Source organism: Anaerocolumna jejuensis DSM 15929 (assembly GCF_900142215.1).
Lineage (GTDB): Bacteria > Bacillota > Clostridia > Lachnospirales > Lachnospiraceae > Anaerocolumna > Anaerocolumna jejuensis.
The window spans coordinates 733,507-753,064 of sequence record NZ_FRAC01000006.1 but is presented as its reverse complement, the minus strand read 5'-3'; the positions used below and the strand labels follow the sequence as shown (position 1 = coordinate 753,064).

Genomic DNA, 19,558 nt, shown 5'->3' with positions numbered 1-19,558 from the left:
TATGGTTATAATAAGCATGACCGGTCAAGGAGGAAATACTTAATGAATATAGGAAGAAAAATAAAAAGCTTACGCTTACAAAAATCAGTAACCCAGGAGGAACTGGCAGGGCATTTGTCTATTTCTGCACAGGCTGTCAGTAAATGGGAGAATGAAATAACAACTCCGGACATTCAGCTTCTGCCGGAACTATCTGCTTTCTTTGGAGTGACAATTGATGAACTGTTTGATGTGGAAGATCAGACACATCTTGAACGGATTGAAAACATGCTTCACATTAAGAGAATTTTATCAAAAGTAGATTATGATTATGCGGAGCATTTTCTGAAGGAAAAGATGGAGGATAATGCTCACAGGGGAAAAGCACTGAGTTTATTGGCGGACCTGCATAATCATGAGGCGGCCATGCACAATGAACAGGCTGAGTACTATGCGAAAGAAGCTTTAAAGGAAAATCCAACCTGGAAGTGTAATCATGTAGCTCTCTTGTGGGCTCAGCATGGAACTATGCCAGATTGGAACTATTCGAATCACCATAAAAGGATTGCCTATTATCAGCAGTTTGTGAAGGAAAATCCCGATTATGCAAGAGGATACTTATACTTATTGGATGAACTGATTGCCGATGGCAGACTGGAAGAGGCGGAAGGTGTACTGGCACAGATGAAGGAAGTTGAGGATGACTGCCGCGTGAAGATGTATGCAGGGGAAATAGCCTGGGCGGCAGGAAAGCATAATGAGGCTTATTCTATATGGGCTGATATGGTGAAGCAGGAGCCTGATAACTGGCTGGTATATGCCTATACCGCAGACCGGTATGCGGCAGGCTGCAGATATAAGGAAGCAATAGAATTCAACAAAATGGCATTTAAATTACAGCCCAGTCCTAAATATATGGATGCAGCAGAATGTATTGCGCATATACATGAGATTACGGGCGAATATGAAAGAGCAGTTGAAGCATGGGAAGAGCTGATTCGTGAATTGGAGACCGAATGGAATATTACCGAAGGAGAAGCAATAGATAGGCCATTAAGGGAAATTGCACAATTAAAAGAATTTGTGAAAGAGTAGTACTTAGTTACAGCCTTATAAGAGGTGAGGCAGAAAACATTTTTATTCCTTTTGTTACCCTTTAATTCAGACTCAATGCTAATTATTTAGGGCGGGATTCTGATATGATATCTACAAAGTAGATTTGGTTATTTGCTTTATCTACTTTGTAGATATCATATCAGAATCCCGCCCTAAGACTGTATGGAAAGTTATTTTTTCCTTGGCTTTATATTACGTATTTTAAAGTTTATGAAATAAACCACCACTTATTGTTAAGCATTCTCTACATGGAACTATGTATGAGATATTTTTATAAGGGAGTTAATTTAAATTTTTATAACAAAAAAGTTGGAATACTGTTACCATATATCCCAACGTGATTATGAAAGCTTTTTTAAACATAGTACAGTATACACTATATCATAATTAGAAATTAAAGTCTAGTAAAATTTTTGATATCCGGTACAATTAATTTACCTGTTAAAAAATTCTAAAAGGAGGTTGTAAGTGAATTCGATAGTATCCGATTGGTATGAAAATAAGGAATATATTGCTGAATTGGCTTTCCCAACTTGAAGGGCTGGTTAAAGGGACCGGAAGATAATGTTATTTTACAATGCTTGTGTAAAGGTGGGAGGGATAAAAATGAAAAGAGATAGTTCAACAGAATGCTGGAATAAGGTGGGAGTAGAAGAATGGATTGAGGCGGCGCAGAATAATGATTTCCGCAGGTATTATATTATGCCTTTTACATTGGATGCAATTGGAGAGGTGGGAGAAAAGCGTATTTTAGATTTAGGCTGCGGGGAAGGAGGGTATTCAAGAGCACTTGCTGATAATGGGGCAGTTGTTACTGCTGTTGACTGTTCGGAAGCTTTATTGGCTTATGTTGCAAATGAACTTTTCGATTTGCAGCAAGATGAATATGATATTGTTTTATGCTCTATGATGTTAATGGATGTGGAGGACCTTGATGGTACATTAAAAGAAATCCACAGGGTATTGAAATCAACGGGAAAGGTATACCTTTCTATTCTTCACCCATGCTATAAACCAAAGGAAAGCAAGTGGATACCGGAAGATGGTAATATTAAGGTAGTTGTCACAGATTATTTTAAGCCCGCTGAATGGGCAGGAGAAATTAAAGGAATAAATGCAGCTGTTATTTATCGCCACAGGACACTTTCGGATTATATTAAAGCATTTAACAGGAACGGATTTATACTGACAGATATGAATGAACCCATTCCTAAGGAGGAACATTTGAAGTATTCTGCCAGAATTGGATGGCTTAGTAAAATACCTATGTACCTCTTTATGGAACTGGAGAATAAATAATGGGAGGAAGGAAAGAGATGATAACATTAAGAAAAATAACCTTGGATAACAGGAGGGAATTATTTCGGTTAGAGGTAACAAAAGAACAGCAGCATTATGTCGCATCGAATCTTTCCAGTGTTGCGTCCTGCTATGTACTGGCAACAAACGGAGGCTGCCCGTTGCCTTTTGCTATTTACGCTGAGGAGCAGATGGTTGGATTTGTCATGATAGTTTATGGGAATACAGGCTACGACCAGCCGGAAATGGCAGAAAACAATTATTGTATCCTGCGTCTGATGATAGGGGAGAATTATCAGAGGCGTGGGTATGGTCGTGAAGCTATGGTCAAAATACTGGAATACATGCGTTTATTTCCGGCAGGAAATGCTCAGTATTGCTGGATACCCTATGAACCGGATAATACAGTGGCTAAAAGCCTCTATGAAAGCTTTGGGTTTCGCGACAGCGGTGAAATATACAACAATGAGCGGATTACCAGGTTACAGCTGTAATTACTACCAAGAAGATAGAAGAGTGCAAAGTGAATAAATCCCCAATGCCGCTAAAAGAAGCAGCATTGGGGCGGTAAGGAGAAAGCTTGTAAGCACAATTACTGTTTTCCCATCAGTACCGTTAGCTTTGAGGCAATATTAACATTTAAATTGGCCATAATATCCGCTCTCTTGGAAGCCCTCATATTCGTTAGAATTTTAGCTACCAAATGCAAATCCCCTGTCATATTGCCTAAAATAGATGCTGCGCTTTTGGCATCCATTTTAGAATAGGTATCAACGAAATCAGAAAGCTTGGCTTTCTCAGCAGCCTGAGCATCAGCAGTTTGAGCAGCAGCACTAGCTTGAGAACCAGCGTTAGTTTGAGGATTAGAGGCAATTTGATTATTTTTGCCAGCTTTCGTTCCGGCAGCAGCTTTTGCTTTTACTGCTGTTTGTGAGGAAGCGGCTGCTTTGGCACCTTTAGTAGCTGACTGTTTCCCTGCAGCTTTTGAAGTATCTGTTGGTGTCGTGGTAACAACTGGGCTATCAGTTGCAGATGATGAATCGGCAATAGTGCTGCTTTTATCGGTTGTTGCCGATGGGTCCTTTGCAACAGAGGAAGAAAGACTTTTGGCAGGCAATATTTTGTTAAGTCCATTGACATTTCCGATTACCGGAGCCAAAATGCCGGAACCAAAGCCTCCGACATCGGCTTTTATCATGCCTGTAAGGATTCCAAGGAACAGGGTGATTAATGCCAAAAGCAACAGGACATTTTTTAATCTGCTGTCTGTTCCATTTCCCTGTAAAACAGCAATTTCTTTATTCATATCTTTCCTTTGCTGTTTTAATTGTTTTATTTTTTCGTTATTTAAGTTTGCCATATTGTTTGACTCCTATCTTTTGTATTTAATTCCGGGATTGAGAGAAGAATATCGATATATTTATGATTTTAGAATAGAGGATGCTTCTTGCTTCCCTCTAAACAGATTATAAATTTTTTCTAAACACCGGATAATATGGCTTGGGGCTGTATTCTTAAGCATGAAAGCAGGCGGCGTTTTAATTGGATGAAGTTTATATAAATTTTATTATTTCGTTAGGACATCTTTAGGGTATGGGGATAAGCTGGTATAATAATAGAAGCAATTGGATAAGTAAAATAGTGGAGATGACTATGACAATAAAAAAGAAATTGGTATTTTCTAATATATTGATGATTGTTATACCGGTTATTGCGGCAGCTGCAATTTTGGGAATCCTGTTGGAAGATACGGGCAGTAAATACGGTGAAACAGTGGAAAATATGCTTTATGATCAAAATGGGCTGTACTCTGCACAAAGCATTGTTTTTGCATTCAGAGAGGAATTTATGAAGCCGGAATTGGTGCATGACTATGTGTCCGGAGAGAGAGCCGGGAATAAAACAGGCAGCTCTGACCTTATAAAATCAAAGAAAATGCAGAAATTAGCTCAGGAATTAGCTGATCTGGGCTATCATTTTTCGATTAAAACCGGCGGCAATTCATTCTTTGACAATATAACGGAAGAAGAGCGCACGCTGATGGATGGGTTTGTTAAGGATACACTGGATAAAAGCGACAGCCTCACAATGACATCAAAGGACACCTCAATCATAATCCAATCGTTTTATGTAAATAAGAATAAATTGGAAATAGCTGCAATACACACGGCAGATATTAAAGCCAAGAAGGGAAACCAGTCCTATTTGCGGAAATATATTTTTAAATCTTCCGTAATATTCATACTGGGAATACTGGTGGTGGTTGTTTTAATGAATATGTTCCTGACCTGGTGGATTTCAAGGAATATCCTTATTCCGCTGGAAAAATTAAGTATTGGCAGTCATAGAATTAAAGATGGAGAGCTGGATTTTCAGCTGGATTATAAAAAGGCGGATGAATTTGGAGCCTTGTGCCAGGATTTTGATGAAATGAGAATTCATTTAAAGGACTCCGTTGAGGAAAGGCTAAGATACGAAAGGTACAGAACGGAATTATTGTCCGGAATATCCCATGATTTAAGGACACCCCTTACTTCGATAAAAGGGTATGCAGAGGGCTTAATGGACGGAATAGCAGATACACCTGAGAAACAAAAGCGTTATTATAATGCAATCCATATAAGAGCAAACGATATGGAGGGGCTGGTAGATAACTTAAGTACCTATACCCATCTGGAAAACGGACAGGAGCATTATGATTTTAAATGTGTGGAATTTCAGGAGTATTTAAATAAAGTGATACAGGAATATCAGATTGATTCCGTAAATAACCAGGTAAAAATACAATGTAATTTTACAGACAACAAACTATACGTGAATATTGACAGCCAGAAAATGCAGCGTGTTATTCTTAATATCTTTTCAAACAGTGTAAAATACAGGATGGGAGATACTTCAGTCATAACAGTAGAAACAGGGCAGGAGGATGATTACGCCGTCCTGCGTATTACCGATGACGGTCCCGGTGTAAATATAGATGATCTGCAGCATATTTTTGAATGCTTTTACCGTGGAGATGTATCCAGGACAAGGGCCGGGGATGGCAGCGGACTGGGCTTAAGTATTGTTAAGCAGATTGTTGAGGGACACAATGGGAAGCTGAAGGCTGAAAACAGAGGCGGATTATCAATTATAATATGGATACCTTTCTGTGAAAATCCTGCTGATAATTAACGGGAGAGGAGATTAACGTGAAAAAAATTTTAATCGTTGAAGATGACGAATTAATTGCTGAATTAGAAAAGGACTATTTAGAGGCCAGTAATTATGAAACAGAAACTGTGGGAAATGGGATACTTGGCATGAAATATGCAAAAGAAAAAGATTATGATCTGATTCTTCTGGATGTTATGCTGCCGGGCTTAAGTGGATTTGAAATATGCCGGGAGCTTCGGAAGGACATGGATATTCCGATTATCATGGTCACAGCCAAGGGGGAAGATATTGATAAAATCAGGGGCTTGGGGCTTGGAGTGGATGACTATATTGTAAAGCCCTTTAGCCCATCGGAACTTGTGGCAAGGGTAAAAGCACATTTAGGAATACATGAACGCTTACTTTTTAAAAACGAAGGGGCTCAGAAAAAGAATGAAGAAATAAATATAAAGCAGTTAAGGATTCTTCCCTTATCCAGACGCGTTTATGTAAATGACCAGGAAGTGATACTGGCCAATAAGGAATTTGAATTATTATTATTTTTAGCAAGAAATCCCAATATAGTATTCTCGAAAGAGGTATTGTTCGACAGGGTGTGGGGAATGGATGCCATGGGGGATGCCTCTACGGTGACCGTGCATATTAACAGGCTCCGGGAAAAGATTGAAGCCGATACCTCAAAGCCGGAATATATTGACACCGTATGGGGAGCCGGTTATCGGTTTCAAGTGAAGTAGAAGGAATTCACAGGCAAGGGCTGTTGCTATAGGAAGCTCTGCGGAGTAGGACTTGCCATAATGTACTGTTAGACAGGCAAATGGTGTGATTTGTATGCTATAAGCGAACATTTTACGTACGATTTTAGCATAGAAATCATGTCTGATGTCAGTCAACCGGTGTGTATGGCAGGTCATACTCCGCAGAGCATTATTTTGCAGCAGCCCCTTGCATTCACAATAAAGTAAACAAAAAAGCCAAATCAGCTGTATACCTTCTATGATTATTATTTGTTTATAAATTGTTTAAGCTTTGTTTTTTTAAAGTTTATTACATAGTGGTAGAGTATATAGCATAGGAAACATAAGAACTCCTTAGCTATCATTTAGCTGATAAGAAGCGGCTATTTTGACAGAACAGTCAAGTTATGGAGGAAAAGAGCAAAAAACGATGGAGGCAAATGATGATTAATTATTTACTGGGCTTGGACAGCAGCATTCTATTGTGGATACAGGAATTTGTGAGAAATGCCTTTCTGACACCTGTTTTTGTGATAATAACAAGGCTGGGGAACAGCGGGGCAATCTGGCTGGTAATTTCCGTTATAATGCTTCTGTTTAAAAAATCAAGAAAAGCAGGTATCATGTCGCTGGCTGCACTTCTTGGTTCCTTTCTTATCGACAACGTGCTTCTGAAAAATCTGGTTGCACGAATAAGACCCTATGAGGTCATAACAGGTTTACAATTATTAATTGAAAAACAATCGGATTTTTCCTTTCCGTCAGGACATACGGGAAGTTCCTTTGCAGCAGCTGTCATACTGCACAGGGAGTTGCCGAAAAAATGGGGGATACCTGCTCTGGTTTTAGCAGCCTTAATAGGCTTTTCAAGATTATATCTGGGGGTCCATTATCCTACGGATGTTATTTGCGGAGCCTTGATAGGCAGCTTAATTGCGGTAACAGTACGGAGAATATATTATTATATGAGGGAGAATGGAGCTTTGAAAGGCATGATACGATATTTGGAATAAGCTAAATATCCCTTCCATTATTGGGTATACTAAGATAACAGCTATTGTATTGGGTATTATTATTATTATTATTATTATGCTGGTACATTCATAATTGTAAAAAAGAAGAGAAGCAAGGAATAATTGTATGCACGTCAATCAGTGAAAAGGAGCAGAGACTATTAATGAACAAGGGAAAAATTTTTTTGGCAGTAATCGTCATTATGATAATGTTATTGACAGGCTGTGCTCCTGTGAGAACAATGATCAGTGCAATTACAGTGCCTACTTCCGTAAAAACTGCTGAAATCTTATCAGCATCACAATTATAGGAAAGTACAAAAGCAGTTAGTAAATTTAAAGGGTTTGAAATTTGTGCAACACGAATTTCAAGCCCTTATTTTATTGATGTTACTTTTGTTTGCATATATCTTTTAAAGATACCATACTAAGATTGGAAATGTTATAGGATTTATTCCACATAAAACCTTAATAAATTATATTATTTATTTTTATGAAGGTTTTTTATAACAAATAATATAAAAAATATAGGATATTTCTTAAAATGAACAGATGCTATAATATCTTCATGTTAAAAATACGTGGTACTACAATATGCTGATTTAACAGGAGGAAATGAAATGTCAGATTCATCAGCAGTTATTCAGAAAAAAGCACCGGTCAAAAGTAAGGCTAGGAGTAAACGGGGATTTAAGATGTTTCTCCTAATATCACCTTTTTTGTTATTAAGTTTTCTATTTTCCTATTTTCCCTTATATGGATGGATCTATGCTCTATATGATTACCGGTCTCCGCTTAAGTTATCCCAATGTGCCTTTGTTGGCTTGAAATGGTTTAAGATGCTGTTTACGAATAAAGTACAGCTGATGGAACTTGGTAAGGTCATGACAAATACATTTGCCATGAGTACCATAGGAATTGCTACTTCCTTACTGCCTGTCCTTTTTGCTGTACTGTTAAATGAAATCAAGTGCAGCTGGTTTAAAAAGCTGGTGCAGACCTTAACTACAATTCCAAACTTCATAAGCTGGGTCCTGGTATATTCCGTGGCATTTAACCTGTTTTCCAGTACTGGCTTGATCAATAATCTGCTGCAGGAATGGCATATAACAACAGAAGCAGTGAAGTTCTTAGACAGCGGAAAGCATGTCTATCTTACCATGTGGTTATGGAGTACGTGGAAAGGCCTTGGCTGGGGAGCAATTATCTATCTTGCCACCATATCCAGTATTGACCAGGAGCAGTACGAGGCTGCAAGAGTAGATGGTGCGAACCGGTTCAAATTAATGAGATACATAACCTTGCCGGAATTGATGCCAACCTTTTTTGTTTTATTGATGTTATCCGTTGCCAATTTTATTAACAATGGATTGGACCAGTATTATGTATTCCAGAATGCTTTTAATAAATCCAGAATACAGGTACTTGACTTATATGTATATAACATCGGTATGACAGGTAATAGTCTGTCACTTGCAACTGCAATCAGTATGATGAAAAGTGTCGTCAGTGTTACCCTTTTGGTATTTGTAAATTTCATATCGAAAAAAGTAAGAGGGCAATCAATTATATAGAAAGAGGTTGGTTATATGACAAAAGCTAGGGCGAAAAAAAATTATTCGAAACAGGACGTATTTTTTAACATCATTAATTACACCGTATTTGCGCTTTTTACACTCATATGCGCTTACCCTTTCTATTATTTAATCATCAACACAATCAGTGCCAATAATTTAAGTGCCAATGGTGTAATACGGTTTTGGCCTCAGAGCATTCATATTGAGAATTATATAAAGGTTCTTCAGCTGAAAGGTCTTTCAGGTGCAGCACTTATATCCCTTGAAAGAACAGTGATTGGTACCTTCTGCACCGTAATGGCTTCTGCCTTCTTGGGGTTTATGTTTACACAGGAGCTGATGTGGAAACGAAAGCTGTGGTACCGCCTGATGGCTATAACGATGTATGTCAATGCAGGCCTGATACCTACCTTTATCACAATGAAAAATTTAAATTTAACAGATAACTTTTGGGTTTATGTTATACCTGCAATCGTTCAGCCCTTTAATATCATTTTGGTTAAGACCTTTGTGGAATCAATACCTGCATCCTTACAGGAAGCAGCAGAAATTGACGGGGCCGGGATACTGACAGTGTTTTTTAGAATTATCTTTCCGACCAGCAAGCCAATTCTTGCTACCATAGCAATATTCTCTGCAGTCGGCCAATGGAACTCTTTCCAGGATACTCTGATATATATTACAAATCAGAAATTATACTCACTGCAATATTTGCTGTATACATATATCAACCAGGCAAATTCCCTGGCGCAAATGATAAAAAGCAGCGGCGGAGGCACTAGTCTTAATATGGAAGCCCTGGTGACCCAACAGACACCAACTTCCATTCGTATGACTGTTTCGGTTATTGTGGTACTGCCAATCCTGTTTATTTATCCGATCTTTCAAAGGTATTTTGTAAAAGGTATGATGTTAGGTTCTGTAAAGGGGTAAGAGCAATGAAATAAAAACTTAGGTTTTTATTATAAATAATAATATTTAAGGAGGATAACATGAAAAAGAAGGTAATCAGTATTTTATTGTGCCTAATATTGGTTATGTCAATGTTCTCTGGCTGCAGCAAAGAGAATAACGGCAAGGATGTTTCAAAAACCAATGAAACATCGGATTCAAACACCGGTTCAAATGCTGATAATGCTCAGGGGGCAGCAAAGTATAAGGATTTTATTACCGTGGATGTTTTTGATTCACAGGCAAACTACCAGGGAATCCAGTCCGGCTGGTTCGCAAAAATTATTAAAGATAAATTCAATATGGAGCTTAACATTATTGCTCCCAATGTAGCCGGCGGTGGTGACACCTTGCTGCAGACACGCAGTGCCGCAGGAAATTTAGGTGACCTGATCTTTACTTCAACAGCCAGCGGCAGACTTCAGGATTTGGTAACAGCGGGATTGGTTCAAGATATGACAAATTTGATGAAGGGCAAGGAAAATCTTGCAAAATATCAGGATGCTGTCGACTTTACCAATAAGAAGATGGTAAAAGATCCGGGCGTCTGGGCAATTCCTTCCGAGGTATCGGAGAGACCTGCAACTACAAGAATGGGCGGTACCACATTAAATTTCGGAACTTATATCAGATGGGATTTATATAAGCAGTTAGGTTATCCTAAGATGAGTACATTGGAGGACTTACTTCCTGTAATGAAAAATATGCAGGACATGGCAGGAAAGAGTGATTCAGGCAAAAAGGTATATGCCTTTTCAATCTTTAAGGACTGGGACGGAGATTTCATGAAAGCTGCCAATGAAATGGCATCCATGTATGGCTATGCTCCCATGGGTTTTGTATATGCCAAGGCAGATGATTCAGCAGAACCCCAGAGTGCCCTTGATGATGATTCACTCTATATCAGAGGCCTTAAATTCTACTTCCAGGCAAACCAGATGGGATTGTTAGATCCGGAATCAACAACCCAGAATTATGATACTTTATCCAATAAATATAAGGATGGAGCAGTGTTGTATTCACCCTGGCCCTGGTTATCATCTGCTTATAATACAACGGAGCATACATCAGCAGGCAAGGCATTTAATACGGCAGCTATCGATGATTTTAAGTTATATGCATGGGGATGTTATTCAAAGGGCAATCCTAATAATGCAGTAATGATAGGCAGTAAAGCAAAAGACCCTCAAAGATTGATGGATTTCATTGATTGGTTATATTCTCCCGAAGGCCTGGAAGTAGCTTATGCAGGCAGCATATCAGGTATAAAAGATCTTATGTGGAATGTAGTTGATGGCAAGCCGGCATTAACTGACTTCGGTTACCAATGTATGACAAATGGCGATAAAACAGCTATGCCCGAGGAATATGGCGGTGGCAATTATGCAGATGGGATAGAAAGATTGAATTATAAAGTTGTAGGCGATGGAGAAATTAACCCCGAAACCGGATTCTCTTATAATTATCAATTTTGGGATAGCTATGTTAATATAAACTTAACGGATGTTGAAAAGGATTGGCAGGCTCACATGAAAGCAAAAAATGCTGCAGAATTCTTTGATGCCAATAAGCAGATCGTTGTATCCCCGGGAAGCGGATATGCTGTTCCTTCCGAAAAGTCGGATATTACAACAATCAGATCCCAGATTAAGTCCACAATTGTAGAATACTCCTGGAAAGCAGTATTTGCAAAGGATGAAGCTGAATTCAACAAATTAATAAAAGATATGAAAGACACAGCCATTGGCTTAGGCTATAATGATGTAATCGCCATTGATAAGGCTAATGTGGAGCAGCAGAAGCAGGAAAGAATTGCAGTTTCAAAATAAGATGCAAATGTAAACAAATGATATTTTAAATATTTGTGATGATAAATGGACTTTATAGTAAAAACTCCTTATGTGGTTAAGCTATAAAGTCCATTTTGAAAACTTTAACTTAAATTAATAAAGTTTTAGCTTGCTTTAATGGCTTTATAAAGGAAATAAATGCAATTTTTTTAGCTAACGTATAAAGCTCAATTGACATAAACAGATATATAATAGTAAAATGATTTTGTTACTTAGTGAAATATGCATAAAGATAGGATAATATGGGGTAATTTATGTATACAGTTTTAATCGCAGACGATGAAACAATCATTAGACGAGGCATAAAGAAAATAGTTAATTGGGAGCAGCTTGGATATAAGATTATCGCGGAAGCATCGGACGGTGAAGAGACCCTTTCATGCTTAGTTAAATTTAACCCGGATATCGTGTTAATGGATATTAAAATGCCTCTTATGGATGGCCTTGATGTAATACAAAGTGCACGTGCGTGCAATTATAAAGGCAAAATTATTATTTTAAGCGGTTTTTCTGATTTTGCCTATGCACAAAAAGCAATCCGGTATGATGTTAAATTTTATTTAAATAAACCAATTAATGAGGAGGAATTGGAAGCTGCCTTGCTATCCCTCTCAAAAGAACTTAATGAGGAAGCAATTCATAAAATTACGGTCAACCATTATCGTGAAAAAGCGAAAATATCCATATTGAGGGATCTGATTAATGGAAGTGCCGATGTATCAAAAATAAATTTAACGGATTTAAATATGACAGCCAATCTTTATCAAGTGGTCATTTATGAGAAATACAGTTTTAATATTGCTGATATTTCCTATAATTTTTCCGAGTTATTAAGGGTTACGAACCAGGACAGCAATTCCTATGAAAGTGTAACGGTCGATGACAATGAAGTAATAATACTAAAAGGGGAATTTGCAATAAACCAGTTCAACCGGTTTTTAGAGAAATTTGAATATGATTTGAAGCCGCAGAAGGGCTCGCCTCTTGACACTTTGTTTATTGCCTATGGTAGAATCATAACAACTATAGCAGAGCTGCGCACTTCCTATCTGGATGCTTTTCAATTATTACAGAGGCGTTTTTTTTGTGCCCAAAACCAGCATACCATAGGTTATCAGACAATGGCGGAGCTAAATCACGATACCCTCGAGCTTAACAATGAAATAATAATGGAATACTTCAATATGCTGGTGAATTTCATCCAGTCGCACAATCGGAATTTATGGGTAGAAACGCTGCATGATTTGGAGAAAAAGCTGAACCTGTGTGAGGATACCATAGCTGATATCAAGCTGTTTTTATCGGATTTGTTCATACAGATCAAGGATAAAATCAGTAACCTGTATGTAGTTAGTAAAATACCGTTTCCCACCAACACACAAATTATCAATTTTATAACAACGAGAAATTATCTCTATGAAATCATTACGTTTTTTACAGAGCAATTTGAGATTATTATGAATTCCATTGGCGGTTCTTCAAGTGACAGCATTATAGACAGTGTGATTTTTTACATTCAGCACAATTATATGGAAAACCTGAAGCTTGAAAGCATTGCCTGCTTGTTTGGCTATAACAGCTGTTATTTAGGAAAAATATTTCATGAAAAAACAGGGGAGAGTTTCAACTACTATGTAGATTACATAAGGATACAGAATTCCATTAAGCTGTTAAAGCAGGATAATATGAAGGTATATGAAATAGCTGAAAAGGTAGGATATCGCAGTGTTGAATATTTCTATACCAAATTTAAAAGATATACAAATCTGACTCCTACCGAATTTCGAAAGCAGCAATTGCCGGTATAATGTCATATTGCGAAATCAGAAATTACTGAGATAATATATTTAGAAACAGCAATTGACGATATAATTCCATATTTTGAAACGGTAATTGCGAAGATGATTTTATAAACACCGCTTAAAATTCTTTACGGAACTGGAGAGTTAAAATGAACTATTTATTCAACGATGGATGGAGCTTTACCCAACAGGAAATTTTTACACCTCTTGAGGCTATAAATCAAAGGGACATTAAATGGTCTGCCGTAGACATCCCTCATGACTGGCTGATTTACAATATGCAGGATTTATATGAAACCGGCGAAGGCTGGTATAGAAAACACTTTACTGTGGAAGACATGGAAAATAAGGTCATCTGTTTATATTTTGAAGGTGTTTATATGGATTCAGCCGTTTACATAAATGATGCCGCAGTGGGTGAGTGGAAATATGGTTATACTTCCTTTGAATTTGACATAACAAAATATTTGCATCCCGGCGAAAATGAAATCAAGGTTAGAGTGACCTATCAGAGCTTAAACACCAGGTGGTATTCAGGAGCAGGAATATATCGGAATGTCTGGCTGAAAATATTAAATCAGGCACATTTTATAACCGATGGTATCTATATTGCCACCCAAAAAGAGAAGGACGGCTGGCTTGTGGAAATTGATTCGGAGCTGATAGAAGAGAATCATAAGAACAGCCGCGCAATGTTAAGAACTTCGATTATGGACAGACAGGGAAGGGTAGCTGCAAGCAGGGAAGACAAACTTACTCTTACAGCTGATAAGACAAGGGAGAAGCAGTCGATATTTTTAGAGGATATACGGGAGTGGAGTTTGGAAGAACCGTATTTATATCAGCTGAAATCAGAATTAATTTTGGAGGATGAAACTGTTGATTCCGTTGTTCAAAGCTTTGGCTTCAGGACCCTGCTTTTTGACAGGGAGGAAGGCTTTTTTCTTAACGGGAAATATACTAAAATACATGGAGCATGCCAGCATCATGACTTAGGTGCATTAGGAGCGGCAGTAAACAAAGAGGCTATCAGAAGGCAGATAGAATTATTGAAGAAAATGGGGGTTAATGCCATAAGGACCTCCCACAATATTCCGGCGGTTGAACTGATGGATTTAGCGGACGAAGCAGGTATTTTAATTGTGTCAGAAGCCTTTGATATGTGGGAAAGGCCGAAGACGGAGTTTGATTACGCCAGATACTTTAATGAGTGGTGCGAAAGAGATGTTGCCAGCTGGATACGAAGGGATAGAAACCATCCGAGTATTATAATGTGGAGTATCGGCAATGAAATATATGATACCCATGCAGATGAAAGAGGATTGGAAATCACCAGGAGGCTTCGGGATTTAGTACTTCTTCACGACCCGAAAAATAACGGAGTTATTACCATTGGCTCGAACTTTATGGCAGGGGAAAACGCACAAAAATGTGCAGACGAGCTGCGGATAGCAGGTTATAACTATGGCGAAGCATTGTATGAGGAGCATCATAAAAAGTATCCCGATTGGGTAATATACGGAAGCGAAACGGCCTCTACTCTTCAAAGCAGGGGAATCTATCATTTTCCGGCGGATAAAACAGTAGTGACCCATGAAGATGAGCAATGCTCTTCCTTGGGGAACTGTTCGACCAGCTGGGGTGCAAAAAATACCCAGAAGAACATTACCGATGACAGGGATGCAAAATATTGCCTTGGGCAGTTTATCTGGTCCGGATTTGATTATATTGGCGAGCCTACGCCTTATTTTACAAAGAATTCTTATTTTGGGCAGCTTGATACAGCAGGCTTTAAGAAAGATTCCTACTATATCTATCAGGCAGAATGGACGGATTATAAGACAAATCCTATGGTTCATATATTGCCCTACTGGGATTTTAATGAAGGGCAGCTTATTGATATAAGAATCTATTCCAATGCACCCAAAACAGAGCTGTTTGTCAATGAGATATCCATGGGAATATTTGAAGCGGACCATAAAAAAGGGATACAATTATCCGGTGAATGGCAGGTGCCTTATCAAAAGGGCTGTATCAGGGCAGTGGCATACGATGAAATGAATACTATAGTAGCAGTTGATGAACAACGCTCCTTTGGCGATGCTGCCCAAATAGTAATAAATCCGGATAAGACCGTAATGAAAACAAACGGCATGGATATGATCTTTATAGAGATTTCCATGACTGATGAGAAGGGCGTACCGGTAGCAAATGCGAATAACCGTGTTGAGGTTGAAGTTACAGGAGCAGGCCGCCTGGTTGGATTGGACAACGGAGACAGCACGGATTATGAGGCTTATAAAGGTACCAGCCGCAGGCTGTTTTCGGGAAAACTCCTTGCCATGGTTGCAGCAAAAGAGGAACCTGGAATTATTCAATTTAAGGTTTCATCGGAGGGCATGAAGCCGGAAGAAATAATTTTTCATTCCCTTGAGGATGAAAGAATAAGAGGAGTTTCGGCTCTGACAGAAAACAGGAAGTCGGATAGCATCAAAGAAATACCCATCCGTAAAATTGAGCTGAAAAATCATGGAAAAGGTGCTTTGACACAAGAAAACAGGTCCGTAAAGGTTACTGCCAGAATATTGCCGGATAATGCAACATACAAGGACATTGAGTGGAAGGCCATTACAGCAAACGGTATTATAACAAACATTGCGGAAATTGAAGCACAGGGTACAGAGGCGGTAATTACAGCGCTGGGTGATGGTGAATTCCGTCTCCGGTGTACGGCAAATAACGGCTGTAAAGTTCCGGGGATAGTGTCTGAACTGGAATTTGAAATTACAGGCTTGGGTGAAGCCGCTTTGAATCCATACGAATTTGTATCTGCCGGCCTGTACAATAGTAGTAATACAGAAATCCACAGTGGCTTATCGGGCGGTGTTTCTACTGAAAATACGCAGAATTACATTGGATTTAAAGGAGTTGATTTCGGAGATTACGGTTCGGATGAACTGAGGATACCGATATATTATTTGGGCAATGACCCCTTTGAAATTGAAATATGGGAAGGAATGCCGGAAGAAGAAAATGCTTCTCTTTTATTGAAAACAATTTATCACAAGGACTTTATCTGGAACACATACCAGCCGGAAATCTTTAAGCTTCCAAGAAGGCTGAAGGGAATTTCAACACTATGCATAGGTGTAAAAATAAAACTGGATATTCAGGGATTTCAGTTTAAGAAATATGAAAAAGCCTATGAAATCATAGAGGTAAAAGACAATAGCCAAATCTACGGTGACTCGTATAATATTACAAAGGATGCCATAGAAAATATAGGAAACAATGTAGTGCTGGAATTTGAGAATATGGACTTTGGCCAGGAGGGCCTGGACAGCATTGTTCTATTCGGCCGTTCACCGATTGATATTAATACAGTACATATTCAATTTGATAAGGATAGCCATTGTGAAAAACAGCTGGTGGAAATTCCTTTTTCTGAAGAATATGAAAAACATGAGTTTAAATTAAAAAACATCACCGGATGCAATAAAGTTAGCTTTATTTTCTTACCTGGCAGTAAGTTTGACTTTAAATGGTTTCAGTTTCAAAGAAAAAACTGAATTTGTATTTGTTAAGTTAACTTAGGCTGCGTGCAAAAAAGATTGTGTGAAGCGGCATAATGCCTGCTACTGGCTTAAGTTATTTAGGGTATGTACAAAAAAGATTGGTGAGAATTGGCTCAATGCCTGCTACTGGCTTAAGTTCATTTAGGGTATATACAAAAAAGATTGGTGAGAATCGGCAATGCCTGCTACTGGCTTAAGTTCACTTAGGGTATATACAAAAGATTGATGAGAATTGGTACAATGCCTGTCATGGCTTAGTTTAACATAGGCTATATGCAAAAAGATGGGGCCGCTGTAAAAGAAAGTTCATACCGATATCCTGCATAAATTCATTTATGTATGCAATATCCGGTATTAGTTGTTCTTTTGCGGCGGTCTCATCTTTTTGTTAGTTTTAAAAATCATTAACCTGGCTGGTTACCGGGATTTGGGTTTTAATACTTTCATTTATTTTAATGATTCTATTTATTTTATTGCTTCCATTTATTTATTGATTCGGAATAAGAGGAAGTACCAATTGTACATGAGTTCCCTTTTCGGTGGAGCTGATAATTTTCATATAATAAGACTCTCCGTAGAATAAACGTATACGTCTGGTTATATTACTCAGCCCTATGCTGCTTCTGTCGGCATCATAGTCAATATTATCAGTTAACAGACGGTTTAAATGGTTTAGTTTATCACTGGTCATTCCTGTTCCGTTGTCCAGAATATCGATAAATAATTTTGTATTAAAGTCGGTATTTATAATGACGGAAACATACCCATTTTTCGATACATTCTCAAGCCCATGCAAAACTGCATTTTCTACGATGGGCTGAAGTAAAAGAGGCAGTATCTGATAGTCTTTGGCAGAAAAATCATCCGGTAATTCTATTTTGTAATCCAGCCGTTCTTCGAAACGTAACTTTTGTATTTGCAAATATACGTCAATATAGTCCAGCTCATTTTTAAGGGTGGTTGAAAAGGTCTCTGCATTCTCAAGCACATAATGCATGGATTTTCCAAGTAACTTTATGGCAGAAGCTATATTCATGGTTCCGGCATCGATTGCCAGCATACGAATAGTTTCAAGTGTGTTATACAAAAAGTGAGGATTGATCTGACTGGATAAAATCTTAAATTCCATCCGCTGCTGCTGATTCAGCAATTCTTTTTCCTTCAGTTTTGATTCGAACATTGCTGCTTCTTTTTGCTTTAATGTAGTAATCATATATTGCAGGTCTGCAAAGGTTTCCGTCAACTCATCATCCCCCCGAAGGGTTTCAATCACGTCAAAATTACCCATAGCGGCACTTCTCATAGCAGTCCTTAAGGAATTAACTCTCGTACTAAAAAATTTCGTATATAATAAAATGCCGGCCAGAGGAATGAAGATTGCCAGCGATATGATTGCTATACACATTATCATAATTTTTGTGATATTGCGGTAAGCTTCAAAATCAATAGTAGTTATATAGAGCTTATCCTTTGATTGAAATACCGGTAAGGAAGAGACATGTCCCAGTACATTGGCATCCTGGAAATTAAAAAGCCCCTTATACTGATAATAGTCCGTATTGTAGTCAATGGGAACATCCTGGGGCTTCCCCTGCATTGAACGGGTAGTGCTGAAAAAAACAGGATTGTTGTTTAAAGAAATAGCGGTATATAAATCATTGTTCTGAATTCGGTTTTTAATAAAATTATTGCTGATTTTAATAACAACAATAGCCTTGTATTTTGATTGAACGGTCTGAAAAGAACGTATCAGCATCAGTTCCCTGGCAGGATTGACGGCAGTATCCGGTGAGGAATAAGCCCATTTACAGCTGGAGGGAATCAGGACCTTCGATACTAACTGCTTATAGATGGAGGGATTAATATGCTTAATATATTTGGTTTCAGGCAGCGTGGTATTATCCGTATATACGGTTATGGAAGAGATAAAAGAATAATTTTGTACATAGTCTTCGTAGGGATTATAGTTATTAAGAGAATTATTTGCTTCTTTCGCATCTAGGTAGGTTGTTGTCAGAATCGATTTCAGCATATTATCCGATATTAAATCGGTTGATATATTGTAAACATTTATCAGGCAATCCAGCATTATGGATTTTACACGTATGTTATCAGATTCCAGCTGTGTACTGGTCTGCTTGTACAATGCTTTCATAAAAAAGGTTGTCAGATAAGTACCTATAAATAAAACAGGTATTATAATTAACGGTATAAATATAAGATACATCTGCTTTTTAATTTTCATTCTGGATACTGGTTTTGTAATATGAAACATATGTATAATCCCTCTCTGTAATTATTATTGAACGCTTCCCTCTTTTTGAAGCCTTCATTTTTACAGAAAGACTGTCGGAAATGGCCTCACCGCATGTAAGAGGGGTGTTTGTTTGAATGGATAAATTAGTTCTGTTAGTTAATAGCATTATAACAAAAATCTGGTAATAATTCAAACGAATCCCCTTGGATTCAGCATGCAGACAGGCTGAGCTGAAGCTTTACACAT

At 38.1% G+C, this 19,558-nt stretch carries 13 protein-coding genes; 11 read left to right on the top strand and 2 right to left on the bottom strand.

Annotation, left to right across the window (positions count from 1 at the left end):
- The first annotated feature begins 42 nt into the window (after nucleotides 1–42).
- The 3 genes from BUB77_RS03335 to BUB77_RS03325 all read left to right on the top strand — a co-directional run bounded on the left by BUB77_RS03335 (nucleotide 43) and on the right by BUB77_RS03325 (nucleotide 2,888).
- Nucleotides 43–1,074: a helix-turn-helix domain-containing protein gene (locus tag BUB77_RS03335; protein ID WP_073272851.1), complete on the top strand. Its 1,032-nt coding sequence runs from the start codon at nucleotides 43–45 to the stop codon at nucleotides 1,072–1,074.
- Between the two features lie 627 nt (nucleotides 1,075–1,701).
- Nucleotides 1,702–2,394 carry a class I SAM-dependent methyltransferase gene (locus BUB77_RS03330; RefSeq protein ID WP_073272849.1) on the top strand — a complete coding sequence of 231 codons (693 nt, stop codon included), beginning with the start codon at nucleotides 1,702–1,704 and terminating at the stop codon, nucleotides 2,392–2,394.
- A gap of 17 nt (nucleotides 2,395–2,411) precedes the next feature.
- On the top strand, nucleotides 2,412–2,888 hold the full coding sequence (locus BUB77_RS03325; RefSeq protein WP_073273007.1) for a GNAT family N-acetyltransferase: 477 nt from the start codon (nucleotides 2,412–2,414) through the stop codon (nucleotides 2,886–2,888).
- Between the two features lie 98 nt (nucleotides 2,889–2,986).
- Here BUB77_RS03325 and BUB77_RS03320 read toward each other — a convergent pair whose 3' ends face one another.
- Nucleotides 2,987–3,754, bottom strand: coding sequence for a MotE family protein (locus tag BUB77_RS03320; RefSeq protein ID WP_073272846.1), 768 nt, complete (start codon nucleotides 3,752–3,754; stop codon nucleotides 2,987–2,989).
- A 293-nt stretch (nucleotides 3,755–4,047) separates the two neighbouring features.
- Between BUB77_RS03320 and BUB77_RS03315 the strand changes: the two genes are divergently transcribed.
- The 8 genes from BUB77_RS03315 to BUB77_RS03280 all read left to right on the top strand — a co-directional run bounded on the left by BUB77_RS03315 (nucleotide 4,048) and on the right by BUB77_RS03280 (nucleotide 17,049).
- A complete protein-coding gene (locus tag BUB77_RS03315; protein ID WP_073272844.1) occupies nucleotides 4,048–5,568 on the top strand; it encodes a sensor histidine kinase in 1,521 nt (506 codons plus the stop codon).
- A gap of 17 nt (nucleotides 5,569–5,585) precedes the next feature.
- Nucleotides 5,586–6,287 carry a response regulator transcription factor gene (locus tag BUB77_RS03310; protein ID WP_084123879.1) on the top strand — a complete coding sequence of 234 codons (702 nt, stop codon included), beginning with the start codon at nucleotides 5,586–5,588 and terminating at the stop codon, nucleotides 6,285–6,287.
- A gap of 443 nt (nucleotides 6,288–6,730) precedes the next feature.
- The gene (locus BUB77_RS03305) at nucleotides 6,731–7,300 is read left to right on the top strand and encodes a phosphatase PAP2 family protein (RefSeq protein ID WP_170866568.1); all 570 of its coding nucleotides are present in this window, start codon (nucleotides 6,731–6,733) and stop codon (nucleotides 7,298–7,300) included.
- Nucleotides 7,301–7,920: 620 nt separating this feature from the next.
- Entirely contained in the window at nucleotides 7,921–8,874 is a 954-nt protein-coding gene (locus BUB77_RS03300; RefSeq protein ID WP_073272840.1) for an ABC transporter permease, read from the top strand.
- Nucleotides 8,875–8,889: 15 nt separating this feature from the next.
- A complete protein-coding gene (locus BUB77_RS03295) occupies nucleotides 8,890–9,810 on the top strand; it encodes a carbohydrate ABC transporter permease (RefSeq protein WP_073272839.1) in 921 nt (306 codons plus the stop codon).
- Between the two features lie 59 nt (nucleotides 9,811–9,869).
- Complete coding sequence (locus BUB77_RS03290; protein WP_073272837.1) at nucleotides 9,870–11,657, top strand: type 2 periplasmic-binding domain-containing protein; 1,788 nt, start codon at nucleotides 9,870–9,872, stop codon at nucleotides 11,655–11,657.
- A 275-nt stretch (nucleotides 11,658–11,932) separates the two neighbouring features.
- A complete protein-coding gene (locus BUB77_RS03285) occupies nucleotides 11,933–13,486 on the top strand; it encodes a response regulator (protein ID WP_073272835.1) in 1,554 nt (517 codons plus the stop codon).
- A 143-nt stretch (nucleotides 13,487–13,629) separates the two neighbouring features.
- On the top strand, nucleotides 13,630–17,049 hold the full coding sequence (locus BUB77_RS03280) for a glycoside hydrolase family 2 TIM barrel-domain containing protein (RefSeq protein WP_073272834.1): 3,420 nt from the start codon (nucleotides 13,630–13,632) through the stop codon (nucleotides 17,047–17,049).
- A 493-nt stretch (nucleotides 17,050–17,542) separates the two neighbouring features.
- On the opposite strand, the gene BUB77_RS03275 is transcribed toward BUB77_RS03280, so the two are convergent.
- Nucleotides 17,543–19,330: a sensor histidine kinase gene (locus tag BUB77_RS03275; RefSeq protein WP_073272832.1), complete on the bottom strand. Its 1,788-nt coding sequence runs from the start codon at nucleotides 19,328–19,330 to the stop codon at nucleotides 17,543–17,545.
- Nucleotides 19,331–19,558: the final 228 nt, after the last annotated feature.